Annotated in this window: 17 protein-coding genes and 1 tRNA gene; 15 read left to right on the top strand and 3 right to left on the bottom strand. The window is 57.7% G+C overall.

Translation table 11 applies throughout. The features are described 5' to 3' along the window. From urtC to LG300_RS15240, 13 genes are all read left to right on the top strand, one after another. Window positions 1-1,146, top strand: coding sequence for an urea ABC transporter permease subunit UrtC (urtC, locus tag LG300_RS15300; protein WP_404376154.1), 1,146 nt, complete (start codon window positions 1-3; stop codon window positions 1,144-1,146). Continuing rightward, window positions 1,143-1,979 (top strand): urea ABC transporter ATP-binding protein UrtD, encoded by an 837-nt coding sequence (urtD, locus tag LG300_RS15295; protein WP_404376153.1) that lies wholly within the window; start codon window positions 1,143-1,145, stop codon window positions 1,977-1,979. The genes urtC and urtD overlap by 4 nt, the downstream gene beginning before the upstream one ends. Continuing rightward, the gene (gene urtE / locus LG300_RS15290; RefSeq protein ID WP_404376152.1) at window positions 1,979-2,686 is read left to right on the top strand and encodes an urea ABC transporter ATP-binding subunit UrtE; all 708 of its coding nucleotides are present in this window, start codon (window positions 1,979-1,981) and stop codon (window positions 2,684-2,686) included. The genes urtD and urtE overlap by 1 nt, the downstream gene beginning before the upstream one ends. Before the next feature lie 178 nt (window positions 2,687-2,864). Further along, window positions 2,865-4,238: a diguanylate cyclase gene (locus LG300_RS15285; RefSeq protein ID WP_404376151.1), complete on the top strand. Its 1,374-nt coding sequence runs from the start codon at window positions 2,865-2,867 to the stop codon at window positions 4,236-4,238. Between the two features lie 48 nt (window positions 4,239-4,286). Continuing rightward, the gene (locus tag LG300_RS15280; RefSeq protein ID WP_404376150.1) at window positions 4,287-4,814 is read left to right on the top strand and encodes a copper chaperone PCu(A)C; all 528 of its coding nucleotides are present in this window, start codon (window positions 4,287-4,289) and stop codon (window positions 4,812-4,814) included. A 307-nt stretch (window positions 4,815-5,121) separates the two neighbouring features. Further along, the gene (locus LG300_RS15275; protein ID WP_404376149.1) at window positions 5,122-6,006 is read left to right on the top strand and encodes an urease accessory protein UreD; all 885 of its coding nucleotides are present in this window, start codon (window positions 5,122-5,124) and stop codon (window positions 6,004-6,006) included. 33 nt (window positions 6,007-6,039) lie between these two features. Then, on the top strand, window positions 6,040-6,342 hold the full coding sequence (gene ureA, locus LG300_RS15270) for an urease subunit gamma (RefSeq protein WP_016915359.1): 303 nt from the start codon (window positions 6,040-6,042) through the stop codon (window positions 6,340-6,342). 38 nt (window positions 6,343-6,380) lie between these two features. Continuing rightward, the gene (locus LG300_RS15265; protein WP_404378054.1) at window positions 6,381-6,689 is read left to right on the top strand and encodes an urease subunit beta; all 309 of its coding nucleotides are present in this window, start codon (window positions 6,381-6,383) and stop codon (window positions 6,687-6,689) included. 161 nt (window positions 6,690-6,850) lie between these two features. Further along, the gene (ureC, locus tag LG300_RS15260; RefSeq protein WP_058579803.1) at window positions 6,851-8,566 is read left to right on the top strand and encodes an urease subunit alpha; all 1,716 of its coding nucleotides are present in this window, start codon (window positions 6,851-6,853) and stop codon (window positions 8,564-8,566) included. Between the two features lie 148 nt (window positions 8,567-8,714). Continuing rightward, window positions 8,715-9,254, top strand: coding sequence for an urease accessory protein UreE (gene ureE, locus LG300_RS15255; RefSeq protein ID WP_404376148.1), 540 nt, complete (start codon window positions 8,715-8,717; stop codon window positions 9,252-9,254). Then, window positions 9,244-9,957 (top strand): urease accessory protein UreF, encoded by a 714-nt coding sequence (locus LG300_RS15250; RefSeq protein WP_404378052.1) that lies wholly within the window; start codon window positions 9,244-9,246, stop codon window positions 9,955-9,957. Before ureE ends, LG300_RS15250 begins: the two co-directional genes overlap by 11 nt. A 26-nt stretch (window positions 9,958-9,983) precedes the next feature. Further along, window positions 9,984-10,616, top strand: a complete 633-nt coding sequence (gene ureG / locus LG300_RS15245) for an urease accessory protein UreG (protein WP_399844409.1) — start codon at window positions 9,984-9,986, stop codon at window positions 10,614-10,616. Between the two features lie 309 nt (window positions 10,617-10,925). Further along, window positions 10,926-12,710 carry a methyl-accepting chemotaxis protein gene (locus LG300_RS15240; RefSeq protein ID WP_404378051.1) on the top strand — a complete coding sequence of 595 codons (1,785 nt, stop codon included), beginning with the start codon at window positions 10,926-10,928 and terminating at the stop codon, window positions 12,708-12,710. 112 nt (window positions 12,711-12,822) lie between these two features. On the opposite strand, the gene LG300_RS15235 is transcribed toward LG300_RS15240, so the two are convergent. From LG300_RS15235 to LG300_RS15225, 3 genes are read right to left on the bottom strand one after another with little or no spacing between them, the layout of a single operon-like run. After that, a complete protein-coding gene (locus LG300_RS15235; RefSeq protein ID WP_404376147.1) occupies window positions 12,823-14,085 on the bottom strand; it encodes a TRAP transporter large permease in 1,263 nt (420 codons plus the stop codon). Further along, window positions 14,082-14,606 carry a TRAP transporter small permease gene (locus LG300_RS15230; RefSeq protein WP_404378050.1) on the bottom strand — a complete coding sequence of 175 codons (525 nt, stop codon included), beginning with the start codon at window positions 14,604-14,606 and terminating at the stop codon, window positions 14,082-14,084. The genes LG300_RS15235 and LG300_RS15230 overlap by 4 nt, the downstream gene beginning before the upstream one ends. Next, window positions 14,606-15,604: a TRAP transporter substrate-binding protein gene (locus LG300_RS15225; RefSeq protein WP_404376146.1), complete on the bottom strand. Its 999-nt coding sequence runs from the start codon at window positions 15,602-15,604 to the stop codon at window positions 14,606-14,608. Before LG300_RS15225 ends, LG300_RS15230 begins: the two co-directional genes overlap by 1 nt. Before the next feature lie 144 nt (window positions 15,605-15,748). Between LG300_RS15225 and LG300_RS15220 the strand changes: the two genes are divergently transcribed. Both LG300_RS15220 and hsdR read left to right on the top strand, forming a co-directional pair. Further along, window positions 15,749-15,825, top strand: a tRNA-Arg gene (locus LG300_RS15220). A gap of 299 nt (window positions 15,826-16,124) precedes the next feature. Beyond that, window positions 16,125-18,581 (top strand): EcoAI/FtnUII family type I restriction enzme subunit R, encoded by a 2,457-nt coding sequence (gene hsdR, locus LG300_RS15215; protein WP_404376145.1) that lies wholly within the window; start codon window positions 16,125-16,127, stop codon window positions 18,579-18,581. The last annotated feature ends 19 nt before the right edge of the window (window positions 18,582-18,600 follow it).

Genomic DNA, 18,600 nt, shown 5'->3' with positions numbered 1-18,600 from the left:
ATGATGACGCAAGCAACTTCCAGCCAGTTTTGGCTGACCCGCCCATTCGGTGAGCGGGCCACGCAGACCTTCCTCGGCGTGCTGTTTGCCGCGCTGCTGCTGGTCACCGTGCTGCATCTGGCGGTGCCCCAGGGGCATCCGCTGCATGTGAACGCTTACACCGTCAACTTGTTCGGCAAGTACCTGAGCTACGCGCTGCTCGCCGTCGCGGTGGATCTGGTATGGGGTTACCTGGGCATCTTGAGCCTGGGGCACGGGGCGTTTTTCGCCATTGGCGGCTACGCCATGGGCATGTACCTGATGCGCCAAATCGGTGACCGTGGCACCTACGGTCATCCGGTACTGCCGGACTTTATGGTGTTCCTCAACTGGGACAGCCTGCCCTGGTACTGGCACGGCTTCGATATGGCCTGGTTCGCCTTTGCCATGGTGCTACTGGCACCGGGGCTGCTGGCGCTGGTGTTCGGCTTTTTGGCCTTCCGCTCACGGGTGACGGGGGTGTATCTCTCGATCATCACCCAGGCGCTCACGTTTGCCTTGATGCTGGCCTTCTTCCGTAACGAGATGGGCTTTGGTGGCAATAACGGCCTGACCGACTTCCGCGAGCTGCTGGGCTTTAACCTGCGTAGCGATGCCACGCGCTTGGGGCTGTTTATCGCCACCGGCGTAGCGCTGGCGCTGGGCTATATCCTCTGCCGGGCAATCGTGACCAGCAAGCTGGGCCGGGTATGTGTGGCCACCCGCGATGCCGAAGCGCGCACGCGCTTTATTGGCTACCGCGTCGAGCGCTTCCAGCTGTTTGTGTTTGTGGTCTCGGCCATGCTGGCGGGCCTTGCCGGGGCGCTCTATGTGCCGCAGGTGGGTATTATCAACCCCAGCGAGTTCTCGCCGCTGTTCTCGATTGAAATCGTGCTGTGGGTGGCGCTGGGTGGCCGGGCCACACTGTACGGCGCGGTGATCGGCGCGATTTTGGTCAACTACGCCAAAACCATCTTCACCGGCATTATGCCCGACGCCTGGCTATTCGCCCTGGGCGCGCTATTCGTGCTGGTCACGGTGCTGCTGCCTAAAGGCGTGGCGGGGCTGTTAGGCCACCTAAAGCGCCGCAAAGAGGATGATCACCCATCCAAGGAGGCCGCTGCATGAGCCTATTACAATCGCTAAAAGCGCGGGATCGGGTGTTTGATTTTATGGCCACCGAGGCCTCGCCGGTCGACGTGCGCCACGGCCCGATTCTGTATATGGAAGATGTCACCGTCAGCTTCGACGGTTTTAAAGCCATCAATAACCTAAACCTGACCATCGACGACGGCGAGCTGCGCTGCATTATCGGCCCCAACGGGGCCGGTAAAACCACCATGATGGATATCATCACCGGCAAAACCCGCCCCACCGAAGGCAGCGTGTGGTTCGGCAGCCGCCATAACCTGCTGCAGATGAACGAGCCGGAAATCGCCAGCCTCGGCATTGGCCGCAAGTTTCAGAAGCCCACGGTGTTCGAAGCGCTCAGCGTATTCGAGAACCTGGAGCTGGCCATGGCTGCCGACAAGCGCATTTTCCCCACGCTGACCGCCCGCATGACCGGGGAGATTAAAGACCGCATTGACGACGTGCTGGAAACCATCGGCCTCACTGCGCTGCGCTTTCAGCCCGCCGGTATTCTCTCCCACGGCCAAAAACAGTGGCTGGAGATTGGCATGCTGCTGATGCAGCGCCCGCGCCTGCTACTGGTGGATGAGCCGGTGGCAGGGATGACCGAGCAGGAGATGGAGCGCACCGCTGAGCTGCTCACCGGCCTGGCTGGCAAGCAGTCGGTGGTGGTGGTAGAGCACGACATGGGTTTTGTGCGCTCGATTGCGCGCAAGGTGACCGTGCTGCACCAGGGCAGCGTGCTGGCCGAAGGCAGCATGGATCAGGTCTCCAACGACCCCAACGTGGTCGAGGTGTATTTAGGGTCGGATGAAGAGGAGAGCGCCTGATGCTGGCCATTGAAAAGCTCAACCAGTTCTACGGCGAGAGCCATACGCTGTGGGACTTAGACCTAGACGTGCCCACCGGGCAGTGCACCTGCGTGATGGGCCGCAACGGGGTGGGTAAAACCACCCTAATGAAAGCCATCATGGGCGAAGTCGCGGTGAAAAGCGGCCAGCTGCGCTACCAAGGCGATGGCAGCGAGATCGAACTCACCAAAAAGGCCGTGGAAGCGCGCTCGCGCATGGGCATCGGCTTTGTGCCCCAGGGGCGGCAGATCTTCCCGCTGCTGACGGTGGAGGAGAACCTGCGCACTGGGCTTGCCGCGCGAGGCGACGGGCTGAAAAAAATTCCCGAGCGCATCTACGAACTGTTTCCGGTGCTCAAAGAGATGAAGCACCGCCGGGGTGGCGATTTATCCGGCGGGCAACAGCAGCAGCTCGCCATCGGCCGCGCGCTGGTGATTGAGCCTAAGCTGCTAATTCTGGACGAGCCAGGGGAGGGCATTCAGCCCAATATCGTCGCCCAAATTGGCCAAGTGATTCGCCAACTAATCAAAGAGGATGGCCTGACAGTGCTGCTGGTCGAGCAAAAGCTGCCCTTCGCCCGCAAATACGCCGACCGCTTCGTGATTATGGATCGCGGCCGCCCGGTGGCTAAAGGCGAGATCAGCGAACTCTCTAACGAGCTGATTAAGCAGCATTTGACGGTTTAGGTTATCCACAGCCACTCTTTGCTAAGCCTCATTCACTTTTATTTACCTACAACAAGCCCGCCCTTTAATATGCATCAAAAGGGCGGGCTTGTTGCTTAGAACCCTGCTTTGGGTTCGTATTGGTTATCCTTATTTATGTGTAATATGGTTGGTCTTTACAATGATCATCGGGTGGGGTATGCGTTATAAAGATAAACATCAGCTCGCCGCCGAGTGGCAAGCACTGTTAGAGCGTACACCTGTGGCGCTACGCCAAGCAGTTGAAACGCTGGTCGATGCTCATGGCACCCATCTTGCCGACCACTTCTATAGCGTGATGCTAGATGATCCTCATGCCTCGCTGTTTCTCTCGAACGACCAAGTTCAGCAGCGCTTGCACCCCTCCATGCGGCGCTGGTTAAGCGCAATGTTTGCCGTTGAGCACGCTGATTTTGTATCGCTGGTAGAACAGCAAGAGAAAGTTGGGCAAGTGCATGCCCGTATCGATATTCCGGTGAATCTGGTGCTTAATGGTGCCAGGCAGCTTAAACAGGCGCTATATAAAAAGATCAATGAAACATTTAACGCGTCACTTTCACCAGGAGATGCCTCGGTCTATGTATCGGATCATATCGATATGGCCATGGAGATCATGAGCCACGCCTATTCTGTTGCCAGTGACCGCCACGCTCGAACTGAAGAGGCTTATAGGCTCTTTTCCCTTACCCAAAATATTGGCGATGAGCGTGAGCGGCAGCGCGCTGCGTTACTCAACTGGGAAAACGCGCTGATGTTTGCCATTGCCGCACAGCAGGCTACTAGCGCATTACCTAGATTGACCAGCTCAGAGTTTGGTCTTTGGTACTTCCATAAAGCTTGCCACGCTTTTGATGGCGCGCCGGAAATAACCACTATCTCTCAACATATTCAACGGATAGATGAGGAGTGGCTAACACAGTTAAGCCATCAACATAATGAGATGCGATTAGCAGCGCTTGGCCATATTCGAGATGCTGCCCGTACAATTTTGATGATGCTTGATGACATCCTTAATCGAGCATCGGGGCTGGATGCAGGGCGCGACAGCTTAACGAGTCTACTGAACCGTAAATTCTTGCCTGTGGTATTAAATCGAGAGATTGAATTGTCCCGCAGCTCTGAAAAGTGCTTTGCGCTGTTAATGGTGGATATTGACCACTTTAAATCCATTAACGATACCCACGGCCATGATGCGGGCGATAGTGTGCTACAGCAGGTGGCGAGCATTCTCGACCGCTCCACGCGAGGTGGTGACTACGTATTCCGCATGGGTGGCGAAGAGTTTTTAATCGTGCTGGTGGATACCGACGAGAACGGTAGTCGACTCTTTGCTGAACGTTTACGCCAAACGGTAGCAAAAGAGTCTATGCTCGCGACAGCGGATACGCTCTTAAATATCACGGTCAGCATAGGGGTAACGCTCCATGACGGCCATCCCGACTATCAGCGCACTATACAGCGGGCAGACCAGGCGCTGTATCAAGCGAAACGCAGCGGACGCGACCAAGTGGTAGTAGCCGCCTGTGCTGAGTAATATCGCGGTGGAAGACACGCTGTTGCTGTTTTACTAAGGGAGAACACTATGTTGATGCGCCGCGTCACGCTGTTAATCGCACTGCTTCTGATGAGCACACCACTGGTGGCGGCCCATCATGGAAGCGATCACTCTGAGGCAATGGCAGGCCACTCCTCTATTGAGGTCACCCACCCCTGGGCCCGCGCCACTCCGCCAGGGGCCGGAGCGGGCGGCGGTTTTGTCACCCTCACTAATCACGGCGATAAGGATGACACGCTGGTAGGCGCAACTAGCCCGCTGACCGAACGTGTCGAAATCCACATGATGGAGATGCACGGCGATGTGATGCGTATGGTGCCACTGCCCGGCGGCATTGATATCCCAGCCGGAGAGACAGTCACGCTGGCGCCGGGTGGTTTACACTTGATGTTTATGGAATTGGCATCACCGTTGGTGGAAGGCCAACCTGTCCCCGTTACGCTGGAGTTCCAGCATGCCGAACCCATCCAGGTAAAACTACAGGTACTGCCAGTAGGTGCTGCGCTAGAGAGTAGTCACCACCAAAGTGGCCACGGCCATACCACTCATAACTGATTTATTTAGCTAACAGTAAGATGAGCGCCCCATCAGCCTTGGTTGATGGGGCGCTCTTATTTTTAGAGGGAGCTAGCTGGGACTCTGGCAAGTAACGCAGGGCTAATTGGCTCAGGTTTAAAGTGTAGGCCCCATCCAGGTGCATAACGCTATTTTTATGTGCTTTTTTGGTGCGCATAAGGACGAGATAAGAGATCAGTTGCTCAAAAAAAGGTCTTTATGACGGTGTGGCAGCGCTTTTCACCATTTTGGCGCACTCTTTGCATTTGTCAGGCAATGATGAATCCACCAGAAAGCGACAGCGCCCATGATGTTAAGCGAACTTGCCCCACCGGCTGCCGGTTCCGGTCACCGTTTCGACGCTGAACGCCGCTGGGCCGCCTCGCTGGCCTTGCGCTTTGCCAACCGCGATGGGGTGACCCGGTTAGTGCAGGCGCGCCACCAAGGGCCGTTACGGGTTCAGCGCCCCTTCTACCCGGAAGGCAGCCAGGAAGCGTGCCACGTTTATGTACTGCACCCGCCCGGTGGGCTTGTTAGCGGCGATGCGCTGACCATCCGCGCCCATGTAGAGCGCGGTGCCCATGCGCTGCTCACCACGCCCGCCGCCAATAAGCTCTACAAAGCCGACAGCCAAGGCGTGGCCTGGACACAGCACACCGAGCTAACGGTAGAAGAGGGCGGCACCCTGGAGTGGCTACCCCAGGAAACCATCGCCTTCAACGGCTCCAAAGGTACCCAACGCACCCATATTGCCCTGAATGGCAATGCCCGCTGCCTAGGCTGGGAAGTGATGGCGCTCGGCCGCCCGGCAAGCGATCTGCCCTATGTCACGGGGCGTATCGAGCAGCACTTTCGCTTAACCCTAGATGGCAAACCGCTGTGGCTTGAACGCCAGCCGCTGGACCCCGCCCACCCACGCTTTGCAGGCCGCTGGGGGCAGGGCGGCGCCACGGTGCAGGCCACGCTCTGGGCGGTGGGCATTGACGATGCCGCTGCGGCCATTGAAGCACTGCGCGAAGCGCTGCCGGATAACCCCCGCTGGGCGGTGACCGTGCGCCACGGCGTGCTGCTGCTGCGCTATCTAGGCACATCCCGTAACGAAGCCTGGGCGCTGTGTGAACAGGCCTGGCACCTGCTGCGGCCGCGCTGGATCGAGCGTGAGGCGCATACGCCGCGCATTTGGCTAACCTAATTGGCAACACGCTGCTAACGCTGGAGATACTCCATGGAACTGACCCCACGAGACAAAGACAAGCTGATGCTGTTTACCGCCGCTCAGCTTGCCGAGCGCCGCAAAGCGCGTGGTTTAAAACTGAACTACCCCGAAGCGGTAGCGCTGATCAGCTTTGAGATTATGGAAGGCGCACGGGATGGCCGCAGCGTGGCGGATTTAATGAGCTACGGCCGCGAGATCCTCACCCGAGACGACGTGATGGAAGGCGTGGCGGAGATGGTCGATGAAGTGCAGGTAGAAGCCACCTTCCCCGACGGCACCAAGTTGGTCACCGTCCACACGCCGATCAACTAATCATCCACCGTTAGGAGAGCGCCATGATTTCCGGCCCAATGATTCCAGGACAGTATCAGTTAAAAGAGGGTGAGATCGAGCTGTGCGCGGGTCGCGAGCGTATCACCGTGGAGGTGGCCAATACCGGCGACCGCCCCATTCAGCTTGGCTCCCACTACCACTTTGCCGAAGCCAACCCCGCGCTGGTGTTTGATCGGGATAAAACCCGTGGCTATCGCCTGGACGTCGCCGCCGGCACCGCCATCCGCTTCGAACCCGGCCAAACCCGCGACGTCACGCTGATTCCGTTTGTCGGCAAGCGGGAAATCTACGGCTTCCGTGGCGATGTGATGGGTGCGCTCGATTAGCCAACGGCTTAATAAAGAACAACCGACGGTAGGGCGGCCATCGTCTGTGTGACTGTCTGCGCCATGGATGGCGCAGTCAAGCGTACAAGGACGTATTCACAGCGTGTCACACAGACGATGGCCGCCCAGCACTGGACTCAACGCTTGAGGCAGAGGCAAATATGAAACCGGTAAACAAGATCAGTCGGCAGGCCTACGCCGATATGTACGGCCCCACCGTAGGCGACCGCGTGCGCCTGGGCGACACCGAGCTGTGGATTCAAGTCGAAAAAGACGCCACCCACTACGGGGAAGAAGTGAAGTTCGGCGGCGGCAAAGTCATCCGAGATGGCATGGGCCAAAGCCAGCGCCAGGATGCCACGGTGATGGACACCGTGATCACCAACGCGCTGATTTTAGACTGGTGGGGCATCGTCAAAGCCGATGTGGGGCTACAAAACGGCCGCATCGCCGCCATCGGCAAAGCAGGCAACCCTGATACCCAGCCCGATGTGGAGATCGTGATTGGCCCCGGCACCGAAGTGATTGCGGGCGAAGGCAAAATCCTCACCGCAGGCGGCATCGACGCCCACATCCACTTCATCTGCCCTCAGCAGGTTGAAGAAGCGCTGATGAGCGGCGTGACCACCATGCTCGGCGGCGGCACCGGCCCCGCCACCGGCTCCAACGCCACCACCTGCACCCCCGGTGAGTGGCACATTGGCAAAATGCTTCAAGCGGTAGACGACCTGCCAATGAACATCGGCCTGCTCGGCAAAGGCAACGCCAGCCTGCCAGAAGGGCTCGAAGCACAGTTGGAAGCGGGCGCGATGGGTCTCAAGCTGCATGAAGACTGGGGCACCACCCCGGCCTCGATTGATACCTGCCTGAGCGTGGCGGAAAAGTACGATGTGCAGATCGCCATTCACACCGACACGCTCAACGAGTCCGGCTTTGTCGAAGACACCCTGGCGGCGTTTAAAGAGCGCGGCATTCACACCTACCACACCGAAGGCGCAGGCGGCGGCCACGCCCCGGATATCCTCACCGCCTGCTCCAAAGAGTACGTGCTGCCGTCCTCCACCAACCCCACGCGGCCCTACACGGTGAACACCATTGATGAGCACCTGGACATGCTCATGGTCTGCCACCACCTGGACCCCAATATTCCCGAAGACGTGGCCTTTGCCGATTCACGCATTCGCCGCGAAACCATCGCCGCCGAGGATATTTTGCACGACCTGGGCGTGATCTCGATGATCGCCTCCGACTCCCAGGCCATGGGCCGCGTGGGCGAAGTCGTCTGCCGCACCTGGCAAACCGCCCATAAAATGAAAGTGCAGCGCGGCCTGTTGCCGGAAGATGAAGCGCTGGGGGCCGATAACCTGCGTGCTAAACGCTATATCGCCAAGTACACCATCAATCCCGCCATTACCCACGGCATTGCCCACGAGGTCGGCTCGATTGAGGTCGGCAAACTGGCGGATTTGGTGTTGTGGAAGCCCGCCTTCTTCGGCGTCAAACCCGCGCTGATTCTGAAAGGCGGCATGATTGCCGGTGCGCCGATGGGCGACCCCAACGCCTCCATCCCCACGCCGCAGCCGGTGCATTACCGCCCCATGTTCGGCACCTTTGGCCGCGCCGCCAGCCAGACCCGGCTCAACTTTGTTAGCCAAGCGGCGATTGACGCGGGCATCAAAGAGCGCCTGGGCCTACAGAGCACGCTTTCCGCCTGTAAAAACGTGCGCGGCGTGCGTAAAAAAGACATGAAGCTCAACGACGCCTGCCCAGAACTCACCGTCGACCCGCAAACCTACGAAGTGCGCTGCGACGGCGAACTGCTCACCTGCGAGCCCGCGACCGAGCTACCGCTGGCGCAGCGGTATCACTTGTTTTGATTGAGTTGTTGCCCGGGGCGCCGGGGGTAGGCCTACGAGAGGGCGCTGTAAATACGTCCCTGTACGCTACTTTTGCCATCCATGGCAAAAGACCCTCTCTACGGCCTACCCCCGGCTCAGCCTTCATGGATCGAGAAAGGATGAGAGCATGCTGAAATTAATTGAGCGCTTAGGGCCGATAGACGCAAGCGCCGCCAGCGACACACTGACACTGCCCTTTGAACTACGCATTCGCGGCCGTTTAAAAGCTGAGAGCGACAGCGGCCAGCCGCTGGGGCTGTTTCTGGATCGCGGCCCCGTACTGCGCGATGGCGAAGGCCTGAAAGCCGAAAATGGCGAGATCGTGCGCATTTGCGCCGCGATCGAACCCGTGGTGACCGCGCGAGTGAGTACTGGCTTACCGCTGGCACGGCTTGCTTACCACCTCGGCAACCGCCATGTGCAGCTCGCGCTGGGTGAAGATGCTAAAGGTGGCTGGGTACGCTTCCCGCCCGACCACGTCCTCGAAGAGCTGGCCGAGCTGCTGGGTGCCACGCTTGAGCACCACAACGCCACCTTCGACCCCGAACCGGGCGCCTACAACCAAGTGGGCGGTGAGCACCCGCACAGTCATTCACACAGCCACGGCCACGCTCATTCCCACGACCACGACCACGACCACGCACATGATCACCACCATGCCCACTGAGCAGCCATCAGACCTCGCCCTGCTAGGGTTGATGCAGCTGGTCAGCCCTGCGCTGCCCATCGGTGCCTTCGCCTTTTCCCAAGGGCTGGAGAGCGCTTTTGAACTGGGCTGGGTGAGTGATGAGCCAAGTCTAACCGAGTGGCTATCCGGCGTGCTGGAAGATGGCATAAGCTGCTGTGAGCTACCGTTGATCGAGCGGCTATATCGCGCTTTCGAGGAGCAGGATGGCACTGCGGTGGCAGAGTGGGACGACTGGCTGGCTGCCACCCGTGAAACCGCCGAACTCGCCGCCGAAGATAGCCGCCTGGGCGCCTCGCTGAAGCGGCTGCTGGGCAGCCTCGACCTATTACCAAAAAATGAAGGGCTGCCCAGTGAAGATGCAATCACGCCCTTGCTGCCGGCGCAGGCAGGCTATGTGACCCTATTTGCCTGGGCGGCCTACCAGCGCGGCATCCCCGTGCGCCAAGCGCAGCTCGGCTTTGGCTGGGCGTGGCTGGAAAACCAACTCGCGGTGGCCTGTAAAGCGTTGCCGCTGGGCCACACCGCTGCCCAGCGCATTATCGAGCAGTTACGTGGCGAGTTGGTGGATGCCGTCGATAAGGCCCAGCGGCTAGAAGATGACGAGCTTGGCCCCGCTCTGCCCGGCGTGGCGCTGGCCAGCGCTCTACACGAAACCCAATATTCCCGCTTGTTTAGAAGCTAACGAGCGTTGTTATTTAGGAGAAAACCATGACTCACTGTTTACGTGTTGGTGTAGGTGGGCCGGTCGGTTCCGGCAAAACCGCCCTGCTCAAGCAGCTCTGTACCGCGTTGCGCGACCACTACGATATCGCCGTCGTCACCAACGATATCTACACCCGCGAAGACGCCGATTTCCTGCTCAAGCACGATGCACTGCCCGCCGACCGAATTTTAGGCGTTGAGACCGGCGGCTGCCCGCACACGGCGATTCGTGAAGATGCCTCCATGAACCTAGCGGCGATTGACGAGCTGCACGCCCGTCATCCCAAGCTGGAGCTGGTGCTGGTCGAATCCGGCGGCGACAACCTCTCCGCCACGTTCAGCCCCGAGCTTTCCGACCTGACCCTCTACGTTATCGACGTATCCGCAGGCGATAAGATCCCCCGCAAGGGCGGGCCAGGCATCACCAAATCGGACCTGCTGATTATCAATAAGATCGACATCGCTGAGCAGGTGCACGCCTCTTTGGAGGTGATGGAGCGCGACTCGAAAAAGATGCGCGGCGAGCGGCCGTTCGTGTTCACCAATCTCTACGATGGCGTGGGGCTTGAAGAGATCATCCGCTTTATTCTCGATAAAGGGATGCTGGACGAGCGTCGCCCACAGGCGGCGTTAGCGTAAAGTCGTTCTGCTCTATCTGAGCAGCAAAAAAAAGCTGCCCAGCTCCTGAATTAAGGGAGCTGGGCAGCGTTGTTTCGTGCCTAGCATCGTGCCAAAACGGGCCGTCCCTGGCCACCACGTCTCTACAGTGAACTGATAAGCCATTGTTATCCTTAACATAGGTTATTAAGTTTTGTTATATCGCGTTAATTTATTGTTCATAAAGTAAAAATTATGAAAAGTGACTAAAGTTGACACACTTTGTGTCGATAACAAGGCACTAATTATGATGTGTCACTCCCTACTTGATGAGGCTGGAACTCAAACATGATGGCTACTTCTGAAAAAAGAAGTCGTTGGGCCTTGGGTTTGCAAACCAAGGTACTGATGTTGGTATTACTCCCCCTGCTATTGGTCACCATAGCTTTGGCTGGCTTTGAAGCGTATAGCAGCGCCAAAGATAGCCGTGAGGCGCTAGCGGAACAGCGCGAGCTATTAATTAAAGAGCGTCGAGACTCGGTGCGCGATATCGTGCAGCTAGCCACGACCGCCATCGCCCCGATTTATGAAAATGCCAGCGCCAATGACAGGGAAGCCAAAGAGCTTGCCGCCGATATGCTGCGCTCTATGCGCTTTGAAGGTGACAACTATATTTTTGTATATGAATACGATGGCACCAACGTCGTGTTGCCTCACTCTCAGGAGCGCGAGGGCCAAAACCTTAGCAACCTGCAAGCCCCCGATGGCTCTTATATCGTGCGGGACTTTATCCAAGTTGGCCAAGATGGCGGTGGGTTTTACGAATATCCCTGGGAATACCCCGGTACCAACGAGCCTCAGCTGAAGCACTCTTATATTGATCGCTTAGAGAAGTGGGGATGGATTGTAGGCGCCGGTGTGTATGTAACGGATGTTGATGAATCAATGGCCGAGGTGAAAGCCGCCGCCGCTGCTGACCTACGAAACGCGATTATATTCACAACGTTATTGGGCGTCGCTCTCTTTGTAGGCGTTGCTCTGCTGGCCTTTGGCTTTGTGCGTCGCATCGTCGGACCGATAAAGCGTACCGCAGAGGCGATGGGAGATATCGCTCAAGGGCGTGGCGATCTCACCAGCCGCCTAGCAGTAGAAAGCCGTGATGAAATTGGTAATCTCGCCGTTCAGTTCAACGCCTTTGTCGCGCGCATGCAGGATACCTTACGCGATGTCCGTCGCAGTACCGCCAGCGTTTACCACTCAGCTGAAGAAATTTCCCGCAGCTCAGAAGATCTAGCCACCCGTACCGAGCAAGCTGCGGCCAACCTGCAGCAAACGTCAGCCTCTATGGAGGAGATTACCTCTACCGTAAATCACAGTGCCGATAACGCTCAGCAGGCCAACAAGCTGGTACAGTCCACGGCGGAAGTAGCGTACCAGGGTGAAAAAGCCATGGGGCAGGTAGAAAGCACCATGCAAGATATTAATAATTCGGCTACGCGCATTAGTGAAATCATTACCATGATTGATGCGATTGCCTTCCAAACCAATATCCTGGCACTGAACGCTTCGGTGGAGGCCGCCCGTGCAGGTGAGCATGGCCGCGGCTTTGCAGTGGTTGCCCAGGAAGTGCGGACCCTAGCTAGCCGCTCTAGTAATGCGTCTAAAGAGATCCGTGCACTGATTGATACCTCCGTCCAGCACACCTATACGGGTGCTGAGCTAGTGCGTAACGCCGGTGCTACGATGCGCGACATTGTTGAGAGCGTCTCGAAAGTTACCGACGTGATTGGCGAAATTAGTGCAGGTGCCAAAGAGCAGAGCAGCGGTATCGGCCAGATCAATTCCGCCGTGGCAGAAATGGACACTATGACCCAGCAGAACGCCGCCATGGTGCAAGAGTCCACCACGGCCGCCGCCAATATGCGCCGTCATGCTGAGCACTTAAATGAGCTTATCCACTCCTTCGTATTGGGGGAAGATGAGCCACAAAGCAAAACGACACGGCAATTGCAGGGCCAGTCTCGCCAAGCATTACCTGCCAGTAAATCGAGCAGTCGCCAAGAGCTCAAACGCCCAGCACTCTCTGCTAAACCTTCAGCTACTAAAGCTGGTGGCGATGAGTGGGAAGAGTTTTAAAACAGCAGCGGGTCATCTTACCTGAACAGCAGTAACGAGAAGGGGCTTGCCAAACGGCAAGCCCCCTTTTCTTTCCATTCGTATTCCATTGGTAGCGCTAGCAATAGCAGCGCTAACTACCCGACCAGCCTAGCAGTATGGGCACGTAAACCACCAACAGCAGCACGCCGATCAGCCCCAGCAGGTAAGGAATAATCGCACGGGTAATTCGCTCTAGCGGCAGTTGGGTGACGGACGACGCCACGTAAAGGTTGATAGCCACGGGTGGGGTAATCATGCCAATCGATAGCCCGACCACGATAATCAGCCCGAAGTGGATCGGGTCGATACCCAGCTGCAGCACCAGCGGCAGCAGCACTGGTGTCAGAATGATCAAAGCGCTGGCCGTTTCGATAAACACCCCGGTCAGCAGTATCACCGCCACTACCAGCAGCATAATCACGTAGGGGTTGGTGGAGAGCGACAGCACCGCTTGGGCAATCGCACCGGGCACCTGCCAGCTAGAGAGCGTCCAGCTCAGTACCGCCGACATGGCAATCACCAGCATAATCACCGCCGTGGTCATCGCCGAACGGATCAGCAGCTTATACACCTGGGGCAGGGTTAAATCCCGATACACAAACAGCGACACCAGCAGCGCGTAATTCACCGCCACCACGGCCGCTTCCGAGGGGGTGAAAATGCCCGAGAAAATGCCGCCAAGAATAATCACCGGCGTCATCAGCCCCCAGCTGGCCGCCTTTAGCGTGCGCCAAATGGTCGCCAGCGAGAGCGGCGTGCCTTTCGGGTACTGGCGCTTGTACGCCTGGGTGATGGCGATAGCGATCAGCCCCAGCCCCATGGCCAGCCCCGGCAAAAAGCCGTTCAAAAATAGCTGGGAGACCGACTGCTGGGCAATCACCGCGTAGATGATCATTGGCACCGACGGGGGAATCACCACGCCAATGGTGCCGCTGGCGGCAATCAGGCTGGCCGCCGAGGCGGGGTCGTAGCCTTTACGTTTCAGCTCTGGCACCAGGCTTGAACCCACCGCCGCCGTCGTGGCCGCACCAGAGCCGGAAATGGCCGCGAAGAACATGCCCGCCATCACCGAGACAACCGACAGCCCACCTCGCATAAAGCCTACCAGCGAATCCGCAAAGCTCACCAACCGCTCGCTGACTTTACCCTGGGCCATTAAATCCCCAGCCAGGATAAACATCGGGATGGCGACCAGGGCAAAGGAGTTAATGCCCTGGAACATCTGCTGGGTGACCACCATCAGCGGCACGCCGGATTGATACAGCGCGTATAGCGAACTGGCACCAATCGCAAAGGCAATCGGCACGCCCAGCAGCATAAACAGGAAGAACAGCCCAAACAGTACCAGGGTCATAGCGGCTCCTCCTGGTCGGCGGCGGTGGGTTCACCGTTCACCAGCACTTCCACCATATCTACCAGGGCGTACCAGGCCATAATGCCCGCTGCGATTGGCATCACTGCGTATACATACGTCATCGAGAGCCGCAGCGAGGCGGATTTCTGGAAGCTCTGCACCTGCATATAGCGGTAGCCAATCACGATCAGCGCGATCATAAACGCCACGACAATCGCCAGCGCTGCTAGCCTGGCTAGCTTACGCAACGGCAGCGGCAGGGCATCTACTGCAAAAGTAACCGCAATGTGCCGCCCGCGCTGAAACGCCAGCGTGCCCGCTAAAAAGGTGATCCACACCAGCAGAAACCGGGCGACCTCTTCGGTCCAGCCCACGGCGCTAAACAGCACCCGCGAGATAATCTGCAGTGTAATTACGCCGATTAACGCTGCCATGCCCGCAAAGACTACGGGCTGGATGATGGCAACCAGCCCGCGTTCAATGCGTTGCAGCAGCGTCAAAAGAGGCTGTGCAAACGGCATCACTGTTGCAGCGCCTCCTGGATGCGCGGCAGGTAGTCACCAAACTTCTCGCCGTACTTCTCATATACTGGGGCTACAGCGGCTTGGAAGGCTTCCATATCCGGGGTGTCGTTAATTTCCATCCCCGCTTCGCGCAGTGCCGCGAGCTGTTCGGCTTCCATATCCGCATTCATTTGGCGCTCATGCTCGGCAGCTTCTTGGGCGGCCTCTTCCAGCACCGCTTGGGCTGCTTCGGGGAGCTGGTTCCAGGCGGGCATTCCCATTACGAAAATCGCCGGGGCGTAGGTGTGGCGGGAGAGCGTCATGTAGTTCTGGGTTTCATCCAGCTTGAATGAGTGAATCACGTTCACCGGGTTTTCCTGGCCATCGATAGTGCCCTGCTGCATAGCGGTGAGCGCTTCGGTCCACGCCATGGGAATTGCGTTGGCACCCAGCTCGCGGAAGGTGTCGGTGTAAACGGGGTTTTCCATCACGCGGATGCGCAGGCCATCCAGGTCTTCCGGCGAATTTACCGCCCGCTCGCTATTGGTCAGGTTACGGAAACCGCGCTCGGCGTAGGCCAAGCCTTTCAGATTCACGTCCGCCAGCTTATCCAGCAGTTCCTGGCCGATGGGGCCATCCAGCACTTCGTAGGCGGCTTCGGGGGAGGGGAAGAGGAACGGCAGTTCAAACACCGCCATCTCTTCGACAAAGTTGGCGACCGGCCCGTTGGTAATCACGCCCATATCTACGGTGCCGATCTGCATCCCTTCCAGCAGCGTGCGCTCATCGCCCAGCGTGGCATTGGGGAAGATCTCGATATCCACCTTGCCGTCAGTGCGTGCTTCCACCAGCTCTTCAAACTTGGTGGCAGCGATATGGAAGCCATCCTGCTCGTTGACCACGTGGGCAAGGCGCAGCGTCACGGGGTCCATATCGGCAAAATCGTTCGCGTTGGCGGCGCTTACCAGTGCCAGTGAGATGCCCAGAGCCAGCGTACTACGTGCAAATGTTTTCATTATGTTATGTTCCCAGCGTTGCTAAGGTTTAGAAGTGCCTGCAAAGCATGCACCACACTGGGGAAAAGGGTCAATTTCGCTGCCGCGCAAAACCGCTAAGTGGCTGGACACAGCGCGCCCACACGGGTACGATACGCACCCAAAGCGCCCGTAGCTCAGTTGGATAGAGTGTCGGCCTCCGAAGCCGAAGGTCGCAGGTTCAATTCCTGCCGGGCGCGCCAAATATATCAAGGGCTTACGTTAACGCGTAAGCCCTTTTGTTTTGGCTGTGTCAAATCTGTGTCATCCATGTGCCACGCCTGCCAATATTGCCTTCAAGCCTTGCTACTCAGCCGTTGACCTATGGCTTTTATCTGACACCGGTGTGTCACACGCATATTAGCGTTCTGCTACCCAGTGTGTCGCTTGTGGGTATAACTATCGATATTCTCACGTCCGCTTAGCACAAGATGCTTAAGTCGGCTGAGTATCGTAAGCTAGTGCTTATAAGCTCACCCGCCAGAATAAGCAGGATGCTGCCATGGATAAGAAGGCCCTCAGCGAACGCGATATTTGCACCAAATTCATTACCCCGGCCCTTGTACAGTCGGGGTGGGATATCCAAACGCAAATTCGTGAAGAGGTGACCTTTACCGCCGGGCGGATTATCGTGCGGGGGCGGTTGCATACCCGGGGCAAAAAGCGCCGGGCAGATTACCTACTTAGCTTCCAGAAAAACCAGCCGATTGCGGTGATAGAGGCGAAAGACAATAAGCACAGCCTGGGCGATGGCATGCAGCAGGCGCTGGCGTATAGCGATGCGCTGGATGTGCCTTTTGTGTTTTCAAGCAATGGCGACGGCTTCCTGTTTCACGACCGCACGGGGCTGGGTGGGCAAACCGAAACTACCCTGACGCTGGCAGAGTTTCCGTCGCCTAATGCGCTATGGGAGCGCTACTGCCAATACAAAGGCATTCAGCCCGATGCTCGCCCGGTGGTGGAGCAGCCCTATTACGATGATGGCAGTGGCCGAAGCCCGCGCTACTACCAGCGCATTGCCATCAACCGCACTGTTGAAGCCGTGGCGCGGGGGCAGGATCGTATCCTACTGGTGATGGCCACCGGCACCGGCAAGACCTTTACCGCGTTTCAGATCATCTGGCGGCTGTGGAAGTCACGCCAGAAGAAGCGAATCCTGTTCCTCGCTGACCGCAATATCCTGGTCGACCAAACCAAGAACAACGACTTCAAACCTTTCGGCCAGGCGATGACCAAGGTCACCAACCGCACGGTGGATGCCTCCTACGAGATTTATCTCTCGCTCTATCAGGCGGTGACCGGCAGCGAAGAAGAGCAGAATATCTACAAGCAGTTCTCGCCGGACTTCTTCGACCTGATTGTAATTGACGAGTGCCACCGGGGCAGCGCAGCGGAGGACTCCGCCTGGCGCAAGATTCTGGATTACTTCAGCGCGGCAACGCATATCGGTTTAACCGCTACGCCGAAAGAGACCAAAGAAGTCTCCAACATCGATTACTTCGGCGCGCCGCTTTATACCTACTCGCTCAAGCAGGGCATCGAGGATGGCTTTCTGGCCCCTTACAAAGTGGTGCGGGTGGATATCGACAAGGATCTGCAAGGCTGGCGGCCCAGCAAGGGCCAGCGGGATAAGCTTGGCCAGGAGATCGAAGACCGCATCTACAACCAGAAGGATTTCGATAAACAGCTGGTGCTGGAAAAGCGCACCACCTTGGTAGCCGCCAAGATTACCGAGCTGCTGGAAAGCAGCGACCCCTATCAGAAAACCATCGTCTTCTGTGAGGATATCGACCACGCCGAGCGTATGCGTCAGGCGCTGGTCAACGCCAACCCCAAGCGCGTAGCCGAGAACCGTAAATACGTGATGCGGATTACCGGCGATGAGCAGGAAGGTAAGGCCGAGCTGGACAACTTCATCAACCCGGAAGAACGCTACCCGGTGATTGCTACCACCAGCAAACTGATGACCACCGGCGTAGACGCCCAGACCTGCAAGCTGATTGTGCTTGATCAGCGCATCCAGTCGATGACCGAGTTCAAGCAGATTATTGGCCGAGGTACCCGCATCAACGACGACTACCACAAGCACTGGTTCACCATTCTGGATTTCAAGAAAGCCACCGAGCTGTTTGCCGACCCGGATTTTGACGGAGAGCCGGTGCAGGTTTATCAGCCCTATGCCGATGACGCCCCAATTATGCCAGCGGATGAGCAAGACGGCGCATTAGATGAAGAACAGGCAGGCTCACAAGATACAGCAGACACAGCCGCAAAAGGCGTTGAGACCGACTGGGCCGAGTACGAGGTAGACAGCAACGAGGTGGACGACAACGCCACTTGGGAATCTGACGATGCGGTGGGCTTGGATATCACCGAAGGGCCGGAACTGCGTCGGAAATACGTGGTAGATGACGTTGAGGTCAGTATTGTTGCCGAACGTGTTCAATACCTGGGGGCGGATGGCAAGCTGATCACCGAAAGCCTGCGTGACTACACCCGCAAGCAGGTGAAAGCCCAGTTCGCCTCCCTGGATGCGTTCCTGCGCCGCTGGCAGGATGCCGAGCGCAAGCAAGTGATTCTTGATGAACTGGCCGAGGAAGGCATCTTCTGGGATGCCCTGGTGGCCGAACTAGGCCAAAAGTGGGGCGAAGAACCAGACCCCTTCGATGTGATTTGCCATATCGCCTTTGACCGCCCACCGCTGACCCGCCGCGAGCGCGCCGAACAGGTCAGAAAGCGCGATATCTTCAACCGCTATGAAGGCCAGGCCCGCCAGGTGCTTGAATCCTTAGTGGATAAATACGCCGACTCAGGTATTGCTCCGATCGAAGACCCCAAGGTACTGACGCTGGACCCTTTCAGCCAGTTAGGTGCGCCGATGGAACTGATCAACGCCTTTGGCGGCAAAGCGGGTTATATACGTGCTGTTCACGAACTCGAAGATGAGTTGTACGCCTAGAATTTAAAGGAAACCAGCA

The organism is Vreelandella aquamarina, from assembly GCF_044805175.1.
In the GTDB taxonomy this organism is placed as follows: Bacteria; Pseudomonadota; Gammaproteobacteria; order Pseudomonadales; family Halomonadaceae; genus Vreelandella; species Vreelandella aquamarina_B.
This window is presented reverse-complemented; position numbering and strand designations above follow the sequence as displayed.

Excerpts from the sequence above, each read along its gene's own strand:
- LG300_RS15250 (WP_404378052.1), top strand. The coding sequence starts at position 9,244 with ATGCCCACTGAGCAGCCATCAGACCTCGCCCTGCTAGGGTTGATGCAG.
- LG300_RS15265 (WP_404378054.1), top strand. The coding sequence starts at position 6,381 with ATGATTCCAGGACAGTATCAGTTAAAAGAGGGTGAGATCGAGCTGTGC.
- LG300_RS15235 (WP_404376147.1), bottom strand. The coding sequence starts at position 14,085 with ATGACCCTGGTACTGTTTGGGCTGTTCTTCCTGTTTATGCTGCTGGGC.
- LG300_RS15275 (WP_404376149.1), top strand. The coding sequence starts at position 5,122 with ATGATGTTAAGCGAACTTGCCCCACCGGCTGCCGGTTCCGGTCACCGT.
- LG300_RS15225 (WP_404376146.1), bottom strand. The coding sequence starts at position 15,604 with ATGAAAACATTTGCACGTAGTACGCTGGCTCTGGGCATCTCACTGGCA.
- LG300_RS15280 (WP_404376150.1), top strand. The coding sequence starts at position 4,287 with ATGTTGATGCGCCGCGTCACGCTGTTAATCGCACTGCTTCTGATGAGC.
- urtD (WP_404376153.1), top strand. The coding sequence starts at position 1,143 with ATGAGCCTATTACAATCGCTAAAAGCGCGGGATCGGGTGTTTGATTTT.
- ureG (WP_399844409.1), top strand. The coding sequence starts at position 9,984 with ATGACTCACTGTTTACGTGTTGGTGTAGGTGGGCCGGTCGGTTCCGGC.
- ureC (WP_058579803.1), top strand. The coding sequence starts at position 6,851 with ATGAAACCGGTAAACAAGATCAGTCGGCAGGCCTACGCCGATATGTAC.
- urtC (WP_404376154.1), top strand. The coding sequence starts at position 1 with ATGATGACGCAAGCAACTTCCAGCCAGTTTTGGCTGACCCGCCCATTC.
- ureE (WP_404376148.1), top strand. The coding sequence starts at position 8,715 with ATGCTGAAATTAATTGAGCGCTTAGGGCCGATAGACGCAAGCGCCGCC.
- LG300_RS15285 (WP_404376151.1), top strand. The coding sequence starts at position 2,865 with ATGCGTTATAAAGATAAACATCAGCTCGCCGCCGAGTGGCAAGCACTG.
- LG300_RS15230 (WP_404378050.1), bottom strand. The coding sequence starts at position 14,606 with ATGCCGTTTGCACAGCCTCTTTTGACGCTGCTGCAACGCATTGAACGC.
- LG300_RS15240 (WP_404378051.1), top strand. The coding sequence starts at position 10,926 with ATGGCTACTTCTGAAAAAAGAAGTCGTTGGGCCTTGGGTTTGCAAACC.
- urtE (WP_404376152.1), top strand. The coding sequence starts at position 1,979 with ATGCTGGCCATTGAAAAGCTCAACCAGTTCTACGGCGAGAGCCATACG.
- ureA (WP_016915359.1), top strand. The coding sequence starts at position 6,040 with ATGGAACTGACCCCACGAGACAAAGACAAGCTGATGCTGTTTACCGCC.
- hsdR (WP_404376145.1), top strand. The coding sequence starts at position 16,125 with ATGGATAAGAAGGCCCTCAGCGAACGCGATATTTGCACCAAATTCATT.